The sequence below is a fragment of the Noviherbaspirillum sp. Root189 genome, assembly GCF_001428545.1.
In the GTDB taxonomy this organism is placed as follows: Bacteria; Pseudomonadota; Gammaproteobacteria; order Burkholderiales; family Burkholderiaceae_D; genus Noviherbaspirillum.
In genome coordinates this window covers 108787-130647 of sequence record NZ_LMHZ01000067.1, presented here as the reverse complement: position 1 = coordinate 130647, position 21861 = coordinate 108787, and the positions used below count along the sequence as shown (strand labels likewise).

Annotated in this window: 20 protein-coding genes and 1 pseudogene; 11 read left to right on the top strand and 10 right to left on the bottom strand. The window is 53.4% G+C overall.

Annotation, left to right across the window (positions count from 1 at the left end; all coding sequences use genetic code 11):
- Positions 1–290 precede the first annotated feature (290 nt).
- Positions 291–1292 carry an isocitrate/isopropylmalate dehydrogenase family protein gene (locus ASE07_RS25440; protein ID WP_057293612.1) on the top strand — a complete coding sequence of 334 codons (1002 nt, stop codon included), beginning with the start codon at positions 291–293 and terminating at the stop codon, positions 1290–1292.
- 622 nt (positions 1293–1914) lie between these two features.
- Here the strand turns inward: ASE07_RS25440 and ASE07_RS29180 are convergent.
- The 5 genes from ASE07_RS29180 to ASE07_RS25415 form a co-directional block, all read right to left on the bottom strand.
- Positions 1915–2214 (bottom strand): hypothetical protein, encoded by a 300-nt coding sequence (locus ASE07_RS29180; RefSeq protein ID WP_156397025.1) that lies wholly within the window; start codon positions 2212–2214, stop codon positions 1915–1917.
- Positions 2215–2488: 274 nt separating this feature from the next.
- Positions 2489–2740, bottom strand: a complete 252-nt coding sequence (locus ASE07_RS25430; protein WP_156397023.1) for a hypothetical protein — start codon at positions 2738–2740, stop codon at positions 2489–2491.
- Positions 2741–3405: 665 nt separating this feature from the next.
- A complete protein-coding gene (locus tag ASE07_RS25425; protein ID WP_057293609.1) occupies positions 3406–3588 on the bottom strand; it encodes a hypothetical protein in 183 nt (60 codons plus the stop codon).
- A gap of 1164 nt (positions 3589–4752) precedes the next feature.
- On the bottom strand, positions 4753–5064 hold the full coding sequence (locus ASE07_RS25420; protein WP_057293608.1) for a hypothetical protein: 312 nt from the start codon (positions 5062–5064) through the stop codon (positions 4753–4755).
- A gap of 284 nt (positions 5065–5348) precedes the next feature.
- Positions 5349–5801, bottom strand: coding sequence for a PA2169 family four-helix-bundle protein (locus ASE07_RS25415; protein ID WP_057293607.1), 453 nt, complete (start codon positions 5799–5801; stop codon positions 5349–5351).
- A gap of 532 nt (positions 5802–6333) precedes the next feature.
- On the opposite strand from ASE07_RS25415, the pseudogene ASE07_RS30550 reads away from it, so the two are divergent.
- The 8 genes and pseudogenes from ASE07_RS30550 to ASE07_RS25370 form a co-directional block, all read left to right on the top strand.
- Positions 6334–9104: pseudogene (locus ASE07_RS30550) on the top strand (ATP-binding protein); the annotation flags it as partial.
- Between the two features lie 789 nt (positions 9105–9893).
- Positions 9894–10388, top strand: coding sequence for a DUF2796 domain-containing protein (locus ASE07_RS25400; protein ID WP_057293604.1), 495 nt, complete (start codon positions 9894–9896; stop codon positions 10386–10388).
- Between the two features lie 8 nt (positions 10389–10396).
- On the top strand, positions 10397–11110 hold the full coding sequence (locus ASE07_RS25395; RefSeq protein ID WP_057293603.1) for an ATP-binding cassette domain-containing protein: 714 nt from the start codon (positions 10397–10399) through the stop codon (positions 11108–11110).
- A complete protein-coding gene (locus ASE07_RS25390) occupies positions 11107–12369 on the top strand; it encodes an ABC transporter permease (protein ID WP_057293602.1) in 1263 nt (420 codons plus the stop codon). Before ASE07_RS25395 ends, ASE07_RS25390 begins: the two co-directional genes overlap by 4 nt.
- Positions 12370–12377: 8 nt before the next feature.
- The gene (locus ASE07_RS25385) at positions 12378–12962 is read left to right on the top strand and encodes a DUF3299 domain-containing protein (protein WP_057293601.1); all 585 of its coding nucleotides are present in this window, start codon (positions 12378–12380) and stop codon (positions 12960–12962) included.
- 18 nt (positions 12963–12980) lie between these two features.
- Positions 12981–13220, top strand: a complete 240-nt coding sequence (locus tag ASE07_RS25380) for a hypothetical protein (protein WP_057293600.1) — start codon at positions 12981–12983, stop codon at positions 13218–13220.
- 1384 nt (positions 13221–14604) lie between these two features.
- Positions 14605–15417: a YopJ family acetyltransferase gene (locus ASE07_RS25375; RefSeq protein ID WP_057293599.1), complete on the top strand. Its 813-nt coding sequence runs from the start codon at positions 14605–14607 to the stop codon at positions 15415–15417.
- A gap of 31 nt (positions 15418–15448) precedes the next feature.
- Entirely contained in the window at positions 15449–15736 is a 288-nt protein-coding gene (locus tag ASE07_RS25370; protein WP_057293598.1) for a response regulator, read from the top strand.
- Positions 15737–15819: 83 nt separating this feature from the next.
- Here the strand turns inward: ASE07_RS25370 and ASE07_RS25365 are convergent, their stop codons facing one another.
- On the bottom strand, positions 15820–16245 hold the full coding sequence (locus ASE07_RS25365) for a hemerythrin domain-containing protein (RefSeq protein WP_162256955.1): 426 nt from the start codon (positions 16243–16245) through the stop codon (positions 15820–15822).
- Positions 16246–16462: 217 nt separating this feature from the next.
- Positions 16463–16768: a c-type cytochrome gene (locus tag ASE07_RS25360; RefSeq protein ID WP_057293596.1), complete on the bottom strand. Its 306-nt coding sequence runs from the start codon at positions 16766–16768 to the stop codon at positions 16463–16465.
- Between the two features lie 320 nt (positions 16769–17088).
- On the opposite strand from ASE07_RS25360, the gene ASE07_RS25355 reads away from it, so the two are divergent.
- Together ASE07_RS25355 and ASE07_RS25350 are read left to right on the top strand one after the other, a co-directional pair.
- Complete coding sequence (locus ASE07_RS25355; RefSeq protein WP_057293595.1) at positions 17089–17346, top strand: heavy-metal-associated domain-containing protein; 258 nt, start codon at positions 17089–17091, stop codon at positions 17344–17346.
- 36 nt (positions 17347–17382) lie between these two features.
- Entirely contained in the window at positions 17383–18024 is a 642-nt protein-coding gene (locus tag ASE07_RS25350) for a YitT family protein (RefSeq protein WP_057293594.1), read from the top strand.
- A gap of 57 nt (positions 18025–18081) precedes the next feature.
- Here the strand turns inward: ASE07_RS25350 and hemN are convergent, their stop codons facing one another.
- From hemN to ASE07_RS25335, 3 genes are all read right to left on the bottom strand, one after another.
- Positions 18082–19512 carry an oxygen-independent coproporphyrinogen III oxidase gene (gene hemN / locus ASE07_RS25345; protein ID WP_057293593.1) on the bottom strand — a complete coding sequence of 477 codons (1431 nt, stop codon included), beginning with the start codon at positions 19510–19512 and terminating at the stop codon, positions 18082–18084.
- Between the two features lie 174 nt (positions 19513–19686).
- The gene (locus ASE07_RS25340; protein WP_057293592.1) at positions 19687–20889 is read right to left on the bottom strand and encodes an NnrS family protein; all 1203 of its coding nucleotides are present in this window, start codon (positions 20887–20889) and stop codon (positions 19687–19689) included.
- Positions 20890–21351: 462 nt separating this feature from the next.
- On the bottom strand, positions 21352–21828 hold the full coding sequence (locus ASE07_RS25335) for an RrF2 family transcriptional regulator (RefSeq protein ID WP_057293591.1): 477 nt from the start codon (positions 21826–21828) through the stop codon (positions 21352–21354).
- Positions 21829–21861: the final 33 nt, after the last annotated feature.

The following is a 21861-nucleotide window of genomic DNA, read 5'->3' as shown; positions in this document are numbered from 1 at the left end:
TAGTAATCGCTCGCCAAACGGCGAGCCTGAAAGTGGGTTAAAGCCCGTTCGCGCGAAGCGGGCAAACCGGCAGTATAAGGGTAGAGGTACACTCCACGACCAACGGGCATGCAAGCAGACGTTCACTTGCCAAATGCTTTAAAGTGACTATGGAAGTCACCATGGCTGTCGCGAGGTTCAGCCGGCTGAAAGGTAAATGACAGCCGACTATCCATATCATGCAACTTCCGGTGGATTGCAGGCAGAACATACTCGAGGAGAAAGCAGTGGAAGCTCCAAATAATCGAATCATGGCAACACTCATCCCTGGAGATGGAATCGGTCCCGAAGTCACCCAGGCGACCGTTGAGGTACTTGATGCGTTGGGCTCGCCTTTCGAATGGGAGCTGTGCACCGCAGGGATGGCCGGTATTGACGCTGCAGGCGACCCGCTGCCGGCAGCGACGCTGGAAAGTATCCGGCGCACCAAACTGGCGCTAAAGGGGCCGTTGACGACGCCGGTAGGCGGTGGATTCCGATCGGTCAATGTGCGGCTTCGGGAAGAGTTCAAGTTGTTCGCAAATTTGCGACCGGCCAAGACCATTATCCCCGGCCGCTATGAAAACATTGACATTGTCCTGATTCGAGAGAATATCGAGGGTTTGTATGTCGCCCACGAACACTTCATCCCCGTGGGCGCGGATCCCCGTGCGGTGGCCGTGTCGACCGGAGTAAATACGCGCGATGGATGCCGGCGCATCGCCCGGTTCGCTTTCGAATATGCCGTCAGGAATGGGCGCAAGAAGATTACGATTGTTCACAAAGCAAACGTGCTGAAGGCGCTGACCGGCATCTTCCTGGAGGCGGCACGTGAAATAGCGCAGGACTATGCTGGACGGGTAGAAGTTGAGGACAGGATCGTCGACGCTTGCGCTATGCAACTCGTCCTTAATCCATGGCAATTTGACATGCTCTTGTGCACCAATCTCTTTGGGGACATTCTTTCAGATGAAATTGCCGGACTAGTTGGAGGGCTGGGGCTGGCACCAGGCGCAAACCTTGGCGAGCATGCGGCAATTTTTGAAGCCGTGCACGGTTCAGCACCGGATATCGCTGGGAAAGGTGTGGCAAATCCCGTATCGCTGATGCTCGCGGCTTGTCTGATGCTGGAACATGTCGGTCGTCCGGAACTCGCCGCCCGTCTGCGTAGCGCTATCTCCGATGCCCTGCTTCAGGACCAGGTGCGGACCCGTGATTTGGGCGGCACGGCGTCAACGAAGGAATTCACCGCAGCCCTGATCAAGCGCCTCTGAACCGATTAAGCATTTCTGAAAGGATCGGAGGCCGATGACGTACATCTTTCCTCCGGGGCCGCAGCTTGAGCATCGTCACGCCAAAAACGCGCATAGCCTGTCGACCTGACGTTGCTCCGCATGGAAACTGTATGGTGCCCGATTAGTTATACCAATCCCAAGCTGCAACGTAACGATTCAGCGTCCCAGCAAGCCACTCCCAAATAAGAGATTCGTGATCCCGTTTTTCAGGACGACATCGACGCCATGCTGGAGAGCGGATGCCTTGCCATATCGATGTTGGTTCATGCAGCATGAAGGGGGAAATGCGCCTCTCGAATGGTCTCGCCCGTCTTGCAGACTGTGTCTTCCTTCTCGGATCGTATTCGAAGAGAGATGCCTCTTGAAATCGAAGGTTTCCATCGCAGTTAGTTCAGATTTTTTGTTAAATAGTTGTACGCCTGCATCGGAACGGCAAAAAAGATTAAATGACCACCGCAAGGCGCGTCGCCGCAGCCGGTACAGGCGTACGGCCAGGAGACCTTGATCGTCCCGCACAACGCAGCGGGCGAGACTTTGAAAGACGCTTTAAATAACCGACATCAATAAACTGCCCTCTCTTCCCAGCCTGTATGCAGTCTCATTAAAAGGTGTAGTTTTCAATGCGGGCGGGATGAACGTTTGCCTTGCGCAGGAAACGCAGCTCGGTGTCAGGATCCTGCAAGTGCAGTAGCTGTGCAGCCATCACGTCATAGGTCGGGACATCGCCTGTGGGCTGGACACACAAGCGGTGTCTGACCGTACCGTTACGATGCAGGACATCGATGTTCGATATCGATCCGACATGGATACGATAGCGGTTACCAGTTCTGCCGCCGACCACATGAAAATGTCTGACCTCGCGAAACTCCTGGCGTTGCTTCTGATTCAGTAATTTGAGCAAAAGAGTGAGGGATCGCCTCTTTGCGCGGCGGTCCTTCCGTAGAGCCTCCTGTCGCGCCAGCTCGCTATTGCGCTGCGCTACGTGAACCTGTTCGAAGATCGGTTCACAGAGGGCAGCCAACCACCTGCCGTCGAAATGCTCGCTCTCCGCAATACCGTTGTACCCGGGCTCGCTTCGCTCTCTGACACGGATGTCTGCATTTCGGTTATCCGATGAACTGGAACCTGCAATGAATCGCCACAACGCGTGCCATGTCCGGTTCAAGGAATGCATATCATCCGCCGACAATCTTCGGAACCATGACGACTTCCTCCATTGTCGAGTCAAACTCATTGAGTAACTGCTTCGGTTCATTTTTAGTCTTTGAGCCGAAACCCGAATAACCTTTAGCGACCAATCTGTCGAAAGTTTCCTTTGCTACTGCGACTTCATCGAGCCGGTCTGTATTCCACTTCAGCTGTTTGTGGCCTGAGCGGTCCATCACGCTCATTTCACCGACCAGCGATACGGGTGCCTTGTCCATCATTTACTCCTGATTGGGTGTAACGTGAACTCCCTGACCGTGTAGGCGTTTTTCCGTGTAACAAAATTTGTATCCGCTAGCAGCCGGATACGCTTCTCGCAGCAGGATCTGGCTTGCGCCATAAGTTGCATTGCACCATAACTCGCCATTGGTACTGCCGCTATCTTGTAGGTTACTACCGACTTAAGAACACTAGCTTTGCCGCTTACGACGTTGTGATTTAGGTCAACAAATAGCGACTATCTGCGGCCGCCATAGTTGTTCCAAAACCAATTTGGCTGGTCGGTACCGTAATGCTTCCCTTACTTTCCGTAGGGGCGTTTTATCGCCGGTCGCCAAGGATGTGACGCCGGTACGTCGGTACCGGCAAGCTTCGCAATACGCGACGATTTTGGACGCACGACCAACAGCGTCAAAGATGGCGTAAAGGACGAAGAAAGGGACCGGGAAAATGAAAAGCAGAAAGCCGAAGTCAACAAATTGCGCTTCATCTCTTCCCTTGCCCAGCTAGAGCGGATTTCATCGTGGTGTACGGAGAATCGGGTCGGAAGTGCCGTGTGGCGGGCCACACAAGCGACAAGCAACGCCGTCCTGCGCGTCAAGGCGGACCGAGGCGACAGTACACACGATGAAATCCGCTCTAGTATTCTCGATCAGACGAAAGAGTATTAGCGTCGTGCCACGTTTTGGATGGCAAGTAATATAGCGACCGCCTTTTCAATCACTTCGGCCTGACTTGCTGCACCCATGCTTTCCTTTAGATCATGGAGGCCTTGACGAGTCACTCTTGACACCGGAATGTTAATGAAGCCATCGTTGTAGCTGGTTGGCTTAAGGTTTTCAGTGCGCATCGTGCGTTCTCCGATGGAGGTTAAGTTAATCTCATTGTAACTGCTGGCGTCACTTAGTGAATCGGCGCATGCGCTCAGGGCTTTCCGTATTGGTTAAATCCCTTAAGATACATCGATAGTTCTGTGTCACTGTGCATCCAAGGAATTTCCTCTCAACACTCGCATGACCAAGCGAAGTAGCCATGCGACGAATGTCTTAGTCCGTTAGCGTACTCCCTAAGCTTACACGCAGCAGACGACTTGATGAGCATTTATATGCTGTCTTGACCTCAAACCCTTGCTCTCCTCTTCGTACGACTTTTTCCGCCATCGCCCAAGGCTGGCATAGGCCTGCTGCAGAAAAGTTTGCAGTCGTTTACTCTCATCGATGCGGAAAGTATGGTGTGACAAGTTTCGTAAAGTAGGTGTCAACGAAGATTATTAGCACTCGACATGTCTGTCCCGATTTACCGGGCACCCTTGCAGGCAGCAATGCGCATCGTGCGGTAGCCAGCACGTTTGAGCGCACTATCGATGGCGTAACACATGTCTTCCTGAATCTACTGGATAACCACTTCAGGGCGCCCAGGTAATACCAATCCCAACCTGTAACAGGAGGAGTCAATAGCGGGCTATTGACGACGAGTGCAACGCAGGCAGGCGGAAAAAGACGCGATCTCATGGTGCGTTATGGGTTGGGATTGGTATAAGGTCACCCAGACTTGACATAGCTTGTCTCGACCGCCGCGCGGCTTATTGAGGTCACGTAGACGCACGACGATGCGCGTAACATGTTTGCGAGCACGGGCGAACATAAAATGTAAGCGCCGTTCAAGGTAGTCGCGTAGTGAAGGAGCGATAAAAAATTCCTGAGCAAGCATTTGCACGTTCATGATTATTCCTTAGATTGTCCAAAGACTGGCAAGAATTGTGAGCGCTTGAACAATATAAGAAAAGCCGAATAACCTGGACCATGACTCCGTGTAAACGGAAGAATTTCCCCTATCCAATAGAGCTTGGTAACGTGAAGCGCTGAAAGAAACCGAACACCAAGTTAACGTAAATTGCGCGCTGTAATGATTCCATTCGGAATACGCAGTGATAGTGGTTCACTCTTAAGAAGACGGCGGCCGCCAGCGGCACTTTGGTACCGCAAAAGGGTTTCTGGTGTGCTACACAGCTTAGTCAGAGCGTCGTTCTGTCGTATCCCTTTTCACCGGCACCGCCGGCAACACGCCCTTCTATTATTTCGCGGCCCTTGAGGAAACCCATGTTCTCCGCAATGGCTTGTGTTGAATAAAAAATGTCGGGATCTGACTTTGCTGTTGTAGCCTGTTCCGAATCCGGTCCTGCGCCATGAGGCGTCACCTTGACCGTGAAATCCCATTGGGCGCCATGCCCGGGAATACCCGGGTTTTCAACTACGCGATGCTGAGCCCGAACGTGCATGTCATGATCGTGATATTCCTCTGTTTTCCACGGATTATCTTCGTTCATTGCGATCTCCCGAATAGTCAACTAGCTAAGCGTATGCTGGTATCCTAAAGACGCGAGCTAAACAAGCGATTCATCTGACAAATAACAAGGGCGAACGAATGCCTCCAGGCGGGATAACCGAACGGATGCAGCGTTTTTCGACGTTCGAGTCATTTTGGTCTCTGGTGCCGACATCACCCGCTGAGCCTGGCAAGTATTTAAACCAGGAAAATTAATGAGAAGGTCCGCTTTGCTCAACTGCGGACCTTGTTGATCGATCGCCTTACAGGTAAAGAGTCTTCTGATTAGCGATGCGCGCGAGCCTGGTTACGCAGACCCTTGACCTGATCATGGTTCTGCATCACGCCCCGGTACTGGCGTTCAACGACAGAACGCACCTCGATCGGCAAATCCTTCGCCAGTGCATTTTCATAGCTTCGTTTCGCCACGTCCTCTCCACGTTCGCATTCATTGAGGATAGACTCGTCGTCCTTGCCGGTGATAGCAGACTTGATGTCCACCCAGCGGCGATGCAATGCGCCACTCATGCTGGACGAAGTTTCAGGAGTACCGCCGTATTCTTCGACGATATCCTGCAATTCAGCTGCTGCCGTAGCGCATCGATGCGCACGATCGGTGAAGTAGGATTTCAGCTCAGCGCTGGAAATACCTTCAGCGCAGGTACGAAAACCCTCTTCACCATCCTTGCAGGTTTCGATCAGGTCATTCAATGTAGAGATGACTTCACGCTTGTCCATGGTGACTCCTTTTCTTACTGAGCATGCGTGCAAGCAGGATGCATTGCACAGCTATTCACAAGGATACTTTGGCAAATAAAAAGTTCGCGAAACATGGTTTCGGTGACGAAATGCAACACGTCCGACTGTCTGCACGTCACACTTGAATGCAAACATTTACGCAAAGTCCAGGCAGCCATGAATCGGTATCCGCTTCTCATTACAACGGTTTCCACATCTGTGTTTAATAGCTGAGATTAACGGGCGGCTGGAGCGAAAGCACCGTTCACCGACAATAAGTTCCGAAGGTATCTAAAGGCACTACTGTACCGAGAATATAATTCAGGAATTTACTTTGATCTCCTCGAACAACTTCACATCGCAGTGGTCCGTGCGCACTCTCCTGAGTTGCCTGGTTCTCGCCTGTCTCTTGCCTGGAGTCATCGGTGCGACTTTGCTGCTGATATACCAGTACCAAGAGGTTCGAGTTCAACAGGAAAAAGACACGCTCCACACAGCGCGAGCCCTGGTACAAGCTGTGGATAGCCACCTAATGCGAGGGCAGGCACTGGCCCAAGGGCTCTCCACCGCCGATTCACTTACGAATGGCGAGTTCGCCCGCTTCCATAATCGGGCACGTGAAGCAATAGCGCGCTTCGATTTCGGTATCAATATTGTCCTGAGGGAAAAAACGGGACAACTTATTCTGAACACCTCAGTCGCATACGGCGAGCCCTCACCGCACCAACCGTATCGAGAGCACGTTCAAAGAGTTTTCGCCACTGGAAAACCAGCTGTCTCTGATCTCTTTATGGCACCGCAATTGAAGCGTCCAATCGTCAGCGTTGATGTACCCGTGGTTCTTGACGGTGGAGTCCGCTACTCTCTGGGCGTCGGCCTGGAGCCTCGGCATTTCAACGCCATGTTGACAAACCAGAACTTGCCTCCGGGTTGGATTGCCGCAATCCTCGACAGCTCGGGCACCATTGTCGGGCGTAACCACACGCCCGAACAATTTGTGGGAAACAAAGCTACCCCCAGGTTACTACAGGCGATAACGAATAATGCCGAGGGAACACTCGATTCGACCACACAAGAAGGCACGCTTGTGTTAACGGCCTATAGCCGTTCTCCGTCCACAAATTGGGGAGTAGCAATCGGTATTCCCAATCGCGCACTCAAAGATACCCTGAAGCAGCGCCTGTTGCTTCTGGTGGCAGGTGTGACGACCTTATTTGGAATTGGACTCGTTCTGGCCTGGGTCATGGGAGGACGAATCGCCCGGTCGGTTACGGCTCTTACTGCGCCGGCCGTAGGTCTGGGGCGCGGCGATACCGTTCGTATTCCGCAAGTTGATATCAAAGAAGCTTTGGAGGTCGCCTTGGCGATTAGTCGGGCCGCAGACTTGCTGAAAGAGCGATCTGCAACTATCCAGGCGAGAGAAGCCGAGTTAGCGGAAGCGCATCGTCTCGCAAAGCTCGGGACCTGGCATTGGAATCTCAAGACTGGTGAAATTGAGATTTCAAATTCGATACGCGAAATCTATGGACGTGAGGTTCCGCCTTTTCCGGATCAGAGAGGCACCCTGCTCACGGTAGAATCATGGGAACATGTGAATTCCGCTCTTCAGCGGGTAATGCGATCCGGCACAGGCTATGACCTGGAACTGCAGGTCAATCATGGTAAGGGCCACGTCATCTGGGTGAACGCGAAATGCGAACCTGTTCACAATGATCAGAATGAGTTAGCGGCTCTGTATGGAACCGTTCAGGACATCACCGAAAATAAGGCACACGAACAAGCGCTGCGCGATAGCGAACATCAGGCACGCGAAGCTGCGCATCGGGCGGAAGCCGAACGTAGCCGGCTTGATGCCGTATTGGAAGCCACACCGGTCGGTATTGTTGTCGCCAATGCCAGTGGTGTGGTTCTGCACTCCAATGCCGCACACAGAGAGCTATGGGGCGCTAACCAACCCTTGAGTAAAAGCACAAAAGACTACGTTGAATGGAAGGGCTGGTGGGCTGACGGGTCGACAAGGCATGGCCAACGCGTGGCACTGCATGAATGGCCTATGGCGCGCGCCCTGGGTGGAACGGAGGCTCCTCATGACATTATTGAGATCGAGCCATTTAATACGCCGCTCTTTCATCGAATCGTCCTGATGTCGGCCGCGCCGGTCAGAAACACCGAAGGCAAGATCATTGGCGGCGTACTTGCGCAGCTAGACATCACTGCACGTGTAAAGGCAGAAGAAGCATTAAGACAAGCGGACCGACGGAAAGATGAATTTCTTGCGATGCTTGCGCATGAGCTGCGCAACCCCCTGGCCCCGATTGCTGCTGCGGCAGATTTGCTGAGCTTGGGTCATCTGGATGCGGGACGGGTAAATGAAATCAGCTCGATTATCGTCACACGCGGCCACGTCACGCTAGATATGCAAAACCTGGATGCAAGGCAGATCGTCGCCGATGCCACTGAACAGGTAAGGCCATTGTGCGATGGACGGGGACATCGACTGACTGTGCACGTGCCACATGAACCTGCGTTAGTGACTGGCGACCTGAAGCGCCTTGTCCAGGTGTTGACAAATTTGCTGAACAACGCCGCGAAGTTCACGCCGGAAGGCGGCGAGATTGATTTGAGTGTAGAGATTGAGGGCGGCGAAGTGATCATGTCGGTAGCGGATAACGGTATCGGCATGGATCCCGGTCTGGTGAGACACGCTTTCGAGCTATTTGCGCAGGGAGAACGTACTCCCGACCGATCACAGGGCGGATTGGGCATCGGTCTGGCGCTCGTAAAAAGCCTGGTTGAATTACACGCGGGAACGATCACTGCATATAGTGAAGGGCTGGGGAAAGGTAGCAGGTTTACTGTTCGCCTTCCGCGCATGCAAGAACAAACCGACCTCTCGAAGCGGATGCAGACCACCGAGGAAAAGCCCCCTCCGGTAAAAACCTTGAACGTGATGGTCGTTGATGACAATACCGATGCGGCAAAGATGCTTGCCATGTTTATTGAAGCCTTGGGCCACAATGTTTTTGTGGAACACAGCTCAATTAAGGCACTTGAGCAAGCACGATTAATAGTCCCGGATGTATTCCTGCTGGATATCGGACTACCTGAGATGGACGGCAATGAATTGGCAGGTCACCTTCGTGCTCAACGGGAAACTTCGCGGGCGGTATTGGTAGCGGTGACGGGATATGGGCAGGAGCAAGACAGGGTTAACGCGCTTGCCGCCGGGTTTGATCACCATTTTGTCAAGCCCGTAGATACTGCGAAGCTCGCTGCCTTGTTGAGTCAACTTGCCAATTCATCNCAGGGTTAACGCGCTTGCCGCCGGGTTTGATCACCATTTTGTCAAGCCCGTAGATACTGCGAAGCTCGCTGCCTTGTTGAGTCAACTTGCCAATTCATAGCGGTCGTAAATATTCCAGGGTCGCGTGGCCATGTCTCTGGTCAGGGCACCCGCGCCGAATTCGATTTGCCTGCATGAGGCTGTGGTAAGATCTCGCAACCAAGTTGCATCAATAATCCTCATATCCCTGTTCCGACACATGTATCGCATCCGATTCGCGAACACTGCACTCCCTGTAATTTTGGGGTTGCTGTTGCTGTTTGCGCAATGGACAGGTCTGCAGCATAGAATTGCGCATTTCGGTCTTGCAACATCCAGCATGCATGCCGCTGCCATCTCCGCGGATGACGATGCTGCTGCCCATCTGCACCACTCCTGTGTTTTATTTGATGCCGCGGCACTCGGCATCACCATGCACAGTCCATTTTACCTGTCGCCCTGCATGCGTACCGGGGCAAACACCAGCCGGGACCATCACGAGTCCTCCTGGGATGCCTACTTCGTCAGCCACTTCTCATCACGCGCGCCCCCTTTAACTGATAAATCCGCTACTAGTTAGTACTCTGTCGCGCACCTATCCTCTCGGGGTAGTGCCGTTCAAAGCGCATTTCTGTTTAAAGGAATTTTCATGCACGCCCAGCGAAGTTTACTCGCGATGGCAGGAATGCCGGCCGTTGTGGTCCCGCCTATCGTCGCCGTCGTCTCAATTGTCTCTATCGTTCCCATGCTTGCTTTGGGGAGGAGTCCGGATGCTTAAGCGATATGCATTGTTCGCCCTGCTGTGTGTCACCGGATCTGCTATCGCCGGAGAGGTACATCAACACGGTGTGGCGCAGATGACGGCGGCAATCGAGGGCAACACAGCGACAATCGAATTCACCTCTCCTCTGGAGAATTTGATTGGATTCGAGCATGCCCCGCGCAACGACAAGGAGCACAAGATGGTCCAGGCATTGAAAGAAAAGTTTCACAAGCCTGAATCGCTGCTAACCCCGACTGCCGCAGCCGATTGCCGCGCTGATCCGGTAGACCTGGAGCTTCCCGGCGATCATGAGAGTGACGGCCATGCTGAACTGCACGCGACCATCATGTACCGCTGTAAGTCACCGGCCGCATTGAAGGAAATCAACTTGCGTCTGTTTGACGTCTTTCCAGGCTTAGGCCGGGTCAAGGTGCAGTTGGCGGCACCAGGCCGGCAGTCTGCCGTCGAATTGAGCCGGAAACGGCCCAGTCTTAGTTGGTAAGACAAGCTATGCGTGACAAACCAATAGTTGTTGTTGATCAACTTCAGTTCGGCTGGCCCGGTGCGCCCGAGCCCTGCCTGGAAATTGATAACTTGCAATTGCTGCCGGGCGAAACCGTGTTCCTGCACGGACCGAGTGGTAGCGGGAAGAGCACGCTGCTAGGACTGCTTGGCGGCGTACTACTGCCGCAGCACGGTAGCGTGAAGCTGCTTGACACTGACTTGATGAGTTTATCCGGCCGCGCGCGCGACCGTTTTCGGGTCGATCATATTGGCTTTATTTTTCAACAGTTCAATCTGATCCCGCATCTGCCGGTGCTCGACAATGTGCTCTTGCCATGTCGTTTTTCAAAGCGACGTTCTGCGCGGGCAGCACAAGCCGGTACTGTGGCCGACGAAGCTGAACGGCTGCTGGACGTGCTCGGACTGGGCAAGGCGGTACTGCAGCGTCCGGTGACCGAACTGAGCGTAGGGCAGCAACAGCGGGTGGCAGCGGCACGCGCACTGTTGGGACGGCCAGAGATCTTGATTGCCGACGAGCCTACTTCGGCATTGGATTCCGAAAGGCAGGCGGACTTCCTCCAACTTCTGTTGCAGCAGGGATTGAGCGGTGGCGCAACTATCCTGTTCGTCAGTCACGATCGCCGGCTGGCCACACAATTTAGTCGTGAGCTAAGTCTGGCGTCGATCAACCGGCGTGCTGAGACCGGAGGTGCATCGTGAAGCACCTGGCTATGCTCGCCTTGCGTAGCGCCTGGAACCGCCGCCTGACGCTTGGTCTGGTAATGCTGACAATTGCATTGAGTGTCAGCATGCTGCTCGGCGTCGAGCGCATCCGCCGCGATACGTACAACAACTTTGCGCAGTCAGTCTCTGGCACGGACCTGGTAGTCGGCGCCCGCACCAGCCCGGTGCAACTGATGCTGTATGCGATCTTTCGCATGGGAGAAGCGACCAACAACATACGCTGGGAAAGCGTCGAGCAGCTAGCTCGCCATCCTTCGGTCGCGTGGACCATTCCACTCTCGCTGGGAGATTCACATCACGGCTTTCCGGTACTCGGTACCAGCGCTGCCTATTTCGAACGCTTTCGTTACGGCGACGATCGGCCGCTTGCATTTACCACCGGTAAACCATTCACGCAGCTTTTCGATGCCGTGATTGGCGCTGAAGTGGCCGATCGGCTTGGCTATCGCACCGGTGACAAAATCTCGCTGACTCACGGCATGCAGGATATCGCGTTGAGCGAACATCGTGACAAACCCTTCGTCGTTACCGGCATCCTTGCAAGGACCGGCACACCGGTTGATCGCAGCGTGCATGTCAGCCTGGAAGCCATCGAAGCAATCCATCTCGACTGGCAAGGGGGATCGCGCATGCCGGGCCTGGATATTCCTGCCGAACACGTCCGCAAGTTTGACCTGCGGCCGAAGCAGGTCACCGCGGTCCTTGTTGGCCTGAAGAGCCGTGCCGCCGTATTCAAAATACAGCGTTATGTCAACGAGTTCCGTGACGAGCCATTGCTCGCTATCCTGCCCGGCGTTGCTCTGGACCAGTTATGGCAAGTGGTAGCCGTGGTCGAGCGGAGTCTGCTGTTGATTTCAGCGCTAGTGGTGCTGGTCGGCTTATGTGGGCTGGTTGCGGTCGTGCTGGCCGGCCTCAATGAGCGACGCCGCGAGTTGGCGATCTTGCGATCGGTTGGCGCTCAGCCAGGTGATATTTTGCTGATGCTGGTGATCGAAGGATTAGGTTTAACACTGGCCGGGTGTTGCCTTGGCATCCTGCTGCTGGCGGGAACTGGCGCCTTGCTCGGGCCGCTGGCCGAGGCACGCTTCGGGCTGTCGCTGCCGTTATCCCTGCTTTCACTTGAAGAAATTCCTCTGCTGCTGTCCGTCATTGGCGTAGGTCTGCTCGCCAGTCTCGTTCCCGGCTATCGCGCCTACCGGCTGTCGCTAGCCGACGGCCTTACCCCACGTCTGTAGGAGAAATCATGAGAATCATCCCTGCCCTGATTTGCTGTGCGGTGCTTGCCGGCGGATCGCCGCTGCTATATGCCCAGCAAGACAAGTCGGAATACAAACTCGGCGAGCGTCTTCCCCAGCCAAAAGCGCCGGCCGCGCCCGAAGGCTACAAGGAGGTAAACTGGGATGCGCTGGTGCCGAAAAATTGGGATCCGTCGCAGCTGATGAAAGGCTTGAACCTGGACCAGTTAAACGACGGCGACCCACGGGCAATGGAAGCGCTGGAAAAGATGCGTAAGGCGTGGAGTGAAGCGCCAATCGAACCGTCGCTGAACGGCACACGTATCCGCATTGCCGGCTTCTTGGTACCACTCGATGCACAGCGCGGCCAGATCAAGGAATTTTTATTAGTACCTTATTTTGGCGCCTGCATCCACACGCCTCCGCCGCCGGCTAACCAGATCATTCATGGGGTGGCAGTTAAGCCATTGAAGGACGTGCAGGTGATGTCGGCAGTCTGGGTCAGCGGTACGCTGGAGACGGCCCGTAAGGATACTGAATTTGGCGCTTCCGGCTATCGCCTGTCCGCCGTGGCACTGACCCCGTACAAGTAAAAAGTAAAGGAAAAGGAAATGCGAATTCTCACAATCATCATGTTGGCCAGCGTTGTGCAGAGTGCCCAGGCAGCTGAACCCGCACATGCAAAAGATCTGATCGAGGAGCATCGGGCGATTGCTGCTGCGCACGAAGCGACAGCGCAATGCCTCGCATCCGGCAAGAGCGAAAAAATCTGTCATGAGGAGCTAAGCAAGACGTGCAAGACGCTGCCGGTCATCGGTGCATTGTGCGGAATGCGCAAACACCGCCATTGATAGGCATGGCAATTTTCCCTTTGCTTTGACACTACTCAAGGCGTTCAGATCCTTAGCGCCTATTAAAATGACGATGGCAAGGCGCGCCGACGAAGACAGTACAGACGTGCGGCTAGGAGAATAGCGAGGCAGCGATCAACAGATTGTCCCGCAGTGTGCCATCGGCCATCATTGCCGCAACGTGGGCAACCACCCCAAGCTGCTTCAGTGCATACATGCTGGTTTCTGCTTTTCCGCCTTCAGCAACCCTCCGGCATGCCCAAGCGTTGTGCGTGCGATCATTCCGATAATGAGTCAAGGCATTGAGTCTGTTGCTAATACATGAAATGCCGCACTTGATGTCACTATGCCCAGTGCCACCAAGGACAGCACCAGGAATCCAAAAAGGGATCTATCCATACGAAAACATGCAGTATCCACAAAAACGGGTTTCAAACCGTAGATAGCGGCATCCACCCGATCAGTCGTGTTGCCTGTGCCATGGCAGCCGCTACGGTCAGGCCGGCCGTCATTGGTGCCGGGAAACCGGTGCACCATGCCAGCCCCGCTCCGGCGATCAAGGTCAAACTGATGCGATCACGTCATTCATTGATCACGCGTTGTGCGCCCATTACTGCATTGGCGGTAAATGACCCGCCCGGCATTCCATAACGCTGAGGTAGCAGCCAGTGTGCCTCAGCGTAGAGTCCATAAACCGATCCAGTTGCGACCAGCAATACACAGAAAGCTGACAATGACGGTAACGGCAAAACCGAACATCATCTCGTGAACCTGCGACGTTAAATCGACGTTCGCAAATCTACTCGCTCACTCGAAATATTTCGTCGGCCATGCGAGAACACTAACACTGATCACCGCAAAGGCCGCTGCAGGCAGTAGAAAGGACGAAAGCCAAGACAGAACAAGGATTGATTGTAGGCGTCGTTTAAACACATCCTTGCTGCGTTGACGCTGTCTTGCCAGTAAATCGTATCAAGAACGTTCCTGAATTTCAGTTTACCCAGCTACGATGCACATTGATGATCTGGACGAAATGACCGTGCCAGTGCGTCGCTAAAACGACGGTCAGGGAACCAACGTGCCATTGGATTCACTCATTATGGCGCTTCGTGTGTTGCGCCCGCAGTTTTTCTTTATCGAAGAATAATTTTGATCGATTCAACTTCAGGCCGCGCCTTGCCGCATTCTACTTCATCCCCCACGGTCGGTTTCGAAGTCGTCTTCAATGGAGGAGGCGGTTGTCAGTACAGCGCACCCAAATACCCGAGCTTCCGCTCCTCCATTTATACATCACAGTCGTGGAAGCAGTACTTTTGCAAATTTTCAGCAACGCTTTGGTATTGCCGCGGCCAGTGGCCAAAGGTCGATTATTAATCGAGGCGAATTGGCCGACGAAACGAATGAGGCAATAGCAGTTGCGAACAAAATTCGCCTCGCGCGATCTGTGCAAGATCTCACATCCGCACTGACAGAAGGTCGTGCATATCATGACGTCAACATGCAGCCGGACGAGCGGATTTACCAGAACGACAGAAAGAATATCGCTCTGATGATCAATTATCTTGATGCGAACATTCCTGGGCTGTTACTGCACGCGAAATCGTTTGATACGCCGACTGCGTTTGCTGTTTATCTCCGAGATAGCTTGGACGAGCCACGTCATGAAAGAGCATTGATCCGAATGGGGGAGAATGAGGCACATTACACGGTAGTCGACTATATGATCAAGGTAAAATGTTCGGGGCCGGAATCAAACCAAGTATCCGTCATGGCGTTCGATCCCTCAAGTACCCCGACGGCGGCAGTCGCACTGGGAGTCGGACGACTAGGTAACGCACTGCACGCTGCCGTTCCCCAAGTAGTTGCTTCTTACACTTTATCAAACGCGCAGACGTCGCCAAAAGACTGCATCGTATTTGCTCTTCTTTATGCCACAAAGCTCTGCCTTAGGCGGGAAATCTTTAAGTCGCGTCAGGCGGTCACACGCGGCCACGTCACGCTAGATATGCAAAACCTGGATGCAAGGCAGATCGTCGCCGATGCCACTGAACAGGTAAGGCCATTGTGCGATGGACGAGTACATCGACTGACTGTGCACGTGTCGCATGAACCTGCGTTAGTGATTGGCGACCTGAAGCGCCTTGTCCAGGTGTTGACAAATTTGCTGATTACACGCGGGAACGATCACTGCATATAGTGAAGGGCTGGGGAAAGGTAGCAGGTTTTTTGTGGAACACAGTTCAATCAAGGCACTTGAGCAAGCACGATTAATAGTCCCGGATGTATTCCTGCTGGATATCGGACTACCTGAGATGGACGGCAATGAATTGGCAGGTTATCTTCGCGCTCAACGGGAAACTTCGCGGGCGGTATTGGTAGCGGTGACGGGATATGGGCAGGAGCAAGACAGGGTTAACGCGCTTGCCGCCGGGTTTGATCACCATTTTGTCAAGCCCGTAGATACTGCGAAGCTCGCTGCCTTGTTGAGTCAACTTGCCAATTCATCGCGGTCGTAAATATTCCAGGGTAGCCCGTCAATTCTCTCTGGAAGTGTTACGTAGCAGATCGCGTACGCTGTGCGGGCACCACCGTCAGGGTCCTACTTTCCGGTAACTGCGCTCCTCGGCAGGATCTCGTGGTAACGCTCCAGCTTTGGATAAAGAATCTGATCTTCCTTGATGCTATGCGTGTGCATCAGGATGAAAAACGATTCTGCGTGCAGGTAAAAATCCGCTTTGCTTTGTTTCTGGATTGCCTCCGCAATTCGGGCCAGTATCATTTCCAGTTTCGCATGTTCGGAGCGAAGATCCATGAGCGGCCATGCATCTTCGCCCCCGGCCAATTTGATCAGCGGGAAGAACATGGCTTCTTCCGTTGCAATGTGCCGTTCAAAGACTGTTTTGAATTCCGCAATATTGTCGACGGCTTCCTTCCACCGGCATTGCAGAACATGCTTTTCAACCTCCAGGAATAGCTGATCCCAGTGTTTGTGGTCCTCAATCAACTTGGCGGATATAGTCTGCATAGATTTCTCCTGCTGAAAAATCATTGTCGACTGTATTGACGCCGACATGCCATAACTCAGATCAAAGTTTTGCCAAGTCAGCGTGAACAAGGCATGTCGCATGCTGAATGCGTTACATCCTGATGTCGGAACTCTATGAGAAGGCAGCCAGGAATGCGAAGCCATGCCTGTCGTACAAGCGATTCCGCATTCCTGCTTACGTCTCTGGATGCGTCGGCTATTTTTGCGACAGCACCCATTTAACGAGTTCTTGGGCTTCCTTTTCCGTCACCGCGTTAGGTGGCATCGGAATCGAACCCCAGACACCGCCTCCCCCCTTGATGATTTTCTGGACCAGTTTTGCCTCGGCATCCTTTTGGCCCTTGTACTTTTCAGCGACTTCCTTAAACCCGGGGCCGACAAGCTTTTTGTCGATCGCATGGCATCCCATGCAGTTCTTCGACTTTGCGAGATCCGCATTGGCAAACGCTGAGGTTGAAATCAAGCCGGTGAGAAGCATGGAAAATATCAGGAAACGCTTCATTAAATCCTCCATATCGATGTGAGAGAAAGAATCGGGAAAACATTATTCTGCTGGTGCCAGGTAAGCGCCAATAAGCATCAACAGACTTCGCTTTCATTGTACTGACAGCGTCAATCACATCGCGCAAGCATTTCCAATAAACCTAAGCTGGATCAATTATCTTGAAGGCTTTGGTACAACGCCGAGACAATCAACAGCATGGTTTGAATTTCTTAAGATGAATTAAGGATGTCGGTTGACGGAGTATTTACAATCTGATGGGCTTCAATCCGATGCCCTGTTATCGCAAGACGCACATTCAAAACCCAAGGAACCGTACCATGATGTCCCAGACTCTTCAGCTTGCTAATGCTCTGAACAAAGATAATGCAGCACAACTCACGCGTACTCTCGAGTCCATCCGAGGGCTCAGCAGCATCGCATTCGCGCCGGCGACGAACCGTATCCATGTCACCTTCGACGAAGACCACACCTCATTGCAAGAACTCGTAACAGCCATCAATAAAGCAGGCTATGAGATCGATCGCGAGCAGCGCGGCAAGACCGAAGGCGGATGCTGCGGTGGTTGCTGCAGCTGAACATTTACCTGCGCCGACTCTTCCTGAAAACCATCGATGCCACATCACCCAACAAACCCGATACATCATGCCAGTACCCACACGCACGTCGAAGACCTGCAGGCGATCCTTACCGGCACATTGTTAGCCGCCATCGGGATTGCCGTGTTGAGCAAGGCAGGTTTGGTTACGGGAGGTGTGGTGGGAGTCGCGCTTTTCCTTCATCAGCTAACTGGAATCGGCTTCAGCGTTCTTTTCGTAGTGATCAACCTGCCGTTCTACCTCCTTGCGGTAAGAAAGAAAGGATGGGGATTCACGGTGAAAACACTTGGTTCAGTGCTGCTGCTGTCAGCTTTCTGTGAAGCCATTCCGTCCTTGTTGCGTTTCGAAGGAGTCGATCCAGTGTTTGCCGCAGTAGCCGGCGGACTGCTCGCTGGCATAGGTTTATTGATCCTGTTTCGTCACAATGCAAGTCTCGGCGGCTTCAACATTCTGTGCCTGTATCTGCAGGAGGCATTTGGATTACGCGCAGGCTTTACACAGCTGACGCTGGATTGCCTGGTTTTGCTGTTGTTTGCGATAAGTACCAACTTTTACACGGCCTCCATTTCGCTTATCGCGACCCTGATTCTCAACCTGACGCTCGCCAACAATCACCGTGCCGGTCGCTACACGGGTAAAAGCGCCGAACAATCCTGAAAACGGAACGCGGGTCTACCACTCGCGTTCCGTCCTCCCCGTGTCATTTCGCTGACGTCAGATCGTCCTTGAATACCGCATCCGTTCAAGCTTTAGCGGATGGCCCATACCAAAGTACCTGTCAAACACCATACAGATATTCCGGACCAGAAGCCGACCCTTCGGGGTAACGGTGACCCAGTCATCGCTTAGTACGATGAGCCCATCAACTTCCAGCTCACGGAGCTTCTCAAGCTCCCCGGAAAAATAGCGCGAGAATGTGATTGGATAATTGGTTTCGATCGCCCTGACCGACAGTTCAAAGTCGCACATCAAGCGCTGGATGACGGCACGCCTGAGCATATCGTCCATGCTTAGTTTGACGCCGCGCGTAATCGGCAACTGTCCACGCTCGATATGCTCGTAATAATGTTCCAGCGATTTTGCGTTCTGGCTGTATGTGCCACCGACCGCACTGATTGCGGACACACCGCATGACACCATTTCCGCTTCCGCGTGGGTCGAATAGCCTTGAAAGTTTCGGTGCAGACTTCCTAGCCGTTGTGCCACCGCCAGTTCGTCATTCGGCTTGGCGAAGTGGTCCATGCCAATGTAGATGTAGCCAGCCTGAGTCAGCTTTTCTATGCACAAAGCCAGCATGTCAAGCTTCGCTTCCGGCGTTGGCAAGTCATCGTCAACAATCAGTTTTTGCGACTTGAATAACTGTGGCATATGCGCATAGTTATAAACCGAAATGCGATCGGGATCCGCGGCGATTACCTTGGCGAGTGTACGCGCCATGGAAAATACGTTCTGTTTCGGCAAGCCGTAGATCAGGTCCACGCTGATGGACCGGAAACCGGCTTCTCGTGCCGCGGCGATTGCGTCAAGCGTTAACGCTTCTGGCTGTATGCGATTGACAGCTTTCTGCACTTCTTCATCGAAGTCTTGCACACCCAGGCTAAGGCGGTTGAATCCCTGATTGCGAAGCGAGCGGATACGATCGGCGTTGACTGTACGCGGGTCGATTTCAATCGAGTATTCACCGTCGGCATCCGGCGCAAAGCTAAAGGAGCGATGCAGGTAGTCCATCAGTGTGCCCATCTGGCTGTCGGACAAAAAGGTTGGTGTGCCGCCGCCGAAGTGGAGCTGCTCCACATGATTCATGCCTGAAAATAACTCCGCCTGCATGCCGATTTCACGCTTGAGGTAAGAAAGATAAACTTCCGCCTTGGAGTGATTTTTTGTGATGATCTTATTGCATGCGCAGTAATAACAGAGCGATTCACAAAATGGAATGTGAAGATACAGCGATAATGGTTTTCTCGCTCCAGCGTGGCGCACATTCGAAACGGCCTGCAGATAGTCGCCGGAACGGAAGCCGTCCGTAAAGCGATCCGCAGTTGGATACGAGGTATAGCGTGGCCCTTGCTGGGTCAACTTACGAATCAAATCTGCGTCGAACTGAACGGACGGCTGTCCGCCAGCAGCGCTCAAACTTACAGTCATTTTAATGACTCCTCTAATTTCACCTGGCGCAGCATCCTGTGGCGCCGGAATGTTTGCAGCTTACGTTGCCTTACCACCCGATGTATTTGACTTGGGTCAAGTTGGTGGAAATGGCCGAATCTTGTTGTTCCATCGCTTAACCGGCGTGTGCCGGTCCGTCCAACCATCGGGCTATTAACCTTCGCGTCCGTCAATGCGCGCAGTCATCAGGTAAGGCCCGTAGACGATGAGGTAAACAGCAAATGCGCCGCTCCAGGCAACCGCGGTGGCGATCAGGAGACTTTCTCGCAATGAGCCGCCGGTCACTGCCGCGGCAAAGCGTGCCATCATCCCAAATTGTATTAGCGCATACATACTGGTCTCTGCCTTCCCTGCCTTCAGCATCCGTCCGGTGTGTCCCAGCGTGGTGCGCGTAATCATTCCGATAATGAGGCCGGCCATTGACCCTATTGCCAGTACATGAAACGCTGCGCTTGATGTCACCACACCCAATGCCGCCAACGACAGCAGCAGGAACCCAAAAGGGATCCATCCATACGATAGATGCAGTATCCACAATAACGGGTTCCGAACTGTGCATAGCGGCTTCCAGCCGATCAGTCGCGTCGCCTGGGCGACGGCAGCCGCCGCGGCAAGACTCGCCGTCATTGGCGCCGGCAAACCACAAGACCATGCCAGTCCCGCACCAACGGTGAATGCAAGACTGATACGGTCACGTCGCTCGTTGATCACAGGTCGCGCACCCTTGACGGCATTGGCGGTAAAGTTGGGAATAACCCGTCCGCCTATGACGGATTCGATGATGACTATGATCATGATCGCCGCATAGACCGGTTGCAACGGGGACATCGCGATCAGTTCAAGTTTGGCGGCGTGAAAGGCAATGTTGGTTGCTGAAAGAATCGACAACAGCGCGATGAGAAACATATTGCGTTTGTTTCCGGCACGCTTGATTACCTTGTACAAAGGCCATGTCGCAACCGGCAGGAAACTCATATCCAATACGGCCGCCCACAACGGGTCCAGAAACAGCATTCCTGCGCGCCCGGCAATCCATAGCGCTACGATAGCGGCCAGTGCGCCCCGGCGCGGCGTCCATAAACCGGTCCAGTTGCGGCCGGCGGTGTACAGAAATCCAATAATGACGGCGATGGCAAAACCATAAACCATTTCGTGCACGTGCCATGTCAGGTCAACCTGTGCCAGGCCGTTCGTCCACCCAAAGTATTTCGCCAGCCATACCGGCACACTGACGACGGCAAACGCCGCAGAAAGCAGGTAGAACGGTCGAAAGCCCAGACGAAACAAGGGATGATCGTTAAGAGGCGACGGTTTCATTTCGTTTCGTTCGCCTTCTTCAATAGTGAGCAGAGCCATGACAGTCCTCGTTTAAGATGCATAATAAATGCATCTTAAATCGGGCACCTTATGCTTGCAACGTCAAACCAGGAAAATTTGTGTTTAATTTAAAAAGCTGGATTAGTTTGATCTGTATCATTTTTTGAGATCGTACGTCCGCTGTAGCATTCTGCAGATACCAGCAGAATCAAAAGAACAGGCTTTATGCACGGACGGTGCCGGCAGCACAGAATGCCGGAATACCGTCGGGTGGCAGACTACATGAGAGGGTGAAATACGCTATGCAAACCGGAGCCGCATCTCCCGATGAATTCATCGGCCCAGGCATTCTTGACAGGATTGCCCATGTCGTAAGCTGGATTATTGGCGTGCCTTGCGTCGTTGAGCGATTTCTTGGCGATTACAGTACGACAAGCCTGGCAGCGTGTGAGAAAAAGAGGCAAGGTCGTTAGCGGCACGATGCCACTACCCATCACAGCATTATCTTTTTTTTGAAACACTATTAAAGTGTAGTTCAATCGGCGCATATGGCAACTTCCTGCCGCGCCGGTTTTTTTCTTTTGAGACCATCTTGTCGAGTGTTACGCCGTCGAGCACGCGCAGGAAAGCAGCCGTTGCTTCTCCCAGTACACCTTTCAGTTCGCAGCCCGCAGAATAAGCGCAACCCTCTCCTTCAGCGTCAAAGCAAGCGGCGATGTGGAAATCGGTTTCGGTCTGCCGGACTACGTCGCCAATGTTGATTTCCTCGGGCTCCCGCCCCAGCCTCAGTCCTCCGTTACGCCCGCGCACCGTATCAATCAGGCCGAGTACGCCCAGATGATGGACGACCTTGGTCAAGTGATTCTTTGCGATGCCATGGGTATCGGCGATATCCTGGATCGTCGCGAGCTGATCACGATTGATCGCCAAGTACATCAGTGTGCGTAACGCGTAGTCGGTATAAGAAGTGAGTCTCATCAGGTGCTGCCTTTGCAACGATGGTTGCGTGAA

What these genes read in the sequence shown, in the direction of transcription:
- ASE07_RS25340 (WP_057293592.1), bottom strand. Translation starts at nt 20,889, where the DNA reads ATGGCTCTGCTCACTATTGAAGAAGGCGAACGAAACGAAATGAAACCG.
- ASE07_RS25415 (WP_057293607.1), bottom strand. Translation starts at nt 5,801, where the DNA reads ATGGACAAGCGTGAAGTCATCTCTACATTGAATGACCTGATCGAAACC.
- ASE07_RS25385 (WP_057293601.1), top strand. Translation starts at nt 12,378, where the DNA reads ATGAGAATCATCCCTGCCCTGATTTGCTGTGCGGTGCTTGCCGGCGGA.
- ASE07_RS25360 (WP_057293596.1), bottom strand. Translation starts at nt 16,768, where the DNA reads ATGAAGCGTTTCCTGATATTTTCCATGCTTCTCACCGGCTTGATTTCA.
- ASE07_RS25400 (WP_057293604.1), top strand. Translation starts at nt 9,894, where the DNA reads ATGCTTAAGCGATATGCATTGTTCGCCCTGCTGTGTGTCACCGGATCT.
- ASE07_RS25420 (WP_057293608.1), bottom strand. Translation starts at nt 5,064, where the DNA reads ATGAACGAAGATAATCCGTGGAAAACAGAGGAATATCACGATCATGAC.
- ASE07_RS25380 (WP_057293600.1), top strand. Translation starts at nt 12,981, where the DNA reads ATGCGAATTCTCACAATCATCATGTTGGCCAGCGTTGTGCAGAGTGCC.
- ASE07_RS25350 (WP_057293594.1), top strand. Translation starts at nt 17,383, where the DNA reads ATGCCACATCACCCAACAAACCCGATACATCATGCCAGTACCCACACG.
- ASE07_RS25335 (WP_057293591.1), bottom strand. Translation starts at nt 21,828, where the DNA reads ATGAGACTCACTTCTTATACCGACTACGCGTTACGCACACTGATGTAC.
- ASE07_RS25430 (WP_156397023.1), bottom strand. Translation starts at nt 2,740, where the DNA reads ATGATGGACAAGGCACCCGTATCGCTGGTCGGTGAAATGAGCGTGATG.
- ASE07_RS25395 (WP_057293603.1), top strand. Translation starts at nt 10,397, where the DNA reads ATGCGTGACAAACCAATAGTTGTTGTTGATCAACTTCAGTTCGGCTGG.
- hemN (WP_057293593.1), bottom strand. Translation starts at nt 19,512, where the DNA reads ATGACTGTAAGTTTGAGCGCTGCTGGCGGACAGCCGTCCGTTCAGTTC.
- ASE07_RS25440 (WP_057293612.1), top strand. Translation starts at nt 291, where the DNA reads ATGGCAACACTCATCCCTGGAGATGGAATCGGTCCCGAAGTCACCCAG.
- ASE07_RS25355 (WP_057293595.1), top strand. Translation starts at nt 17,089, where the DNA reads ATGATGTCCCAGACTCTTCAGCTTGCTAATGCTCTGAACAAAGATAAT.
- ASE07_RS25365 (WP_162256955.1), bottom strand. Translation starts at nt 16,245, where the DNA reads ATGCAGACTATATCCGCCAAGTTGATTGAGGACCACAAACACTGGGAT.
- ASE07_RS25425 (WP_057293609.1), bottom strand. Translation starts at nt 3,588, where the DNA reads ATGCGCACTGAAAACCTTAAGCCAACCAGCTACAACGATGGCTTCATT.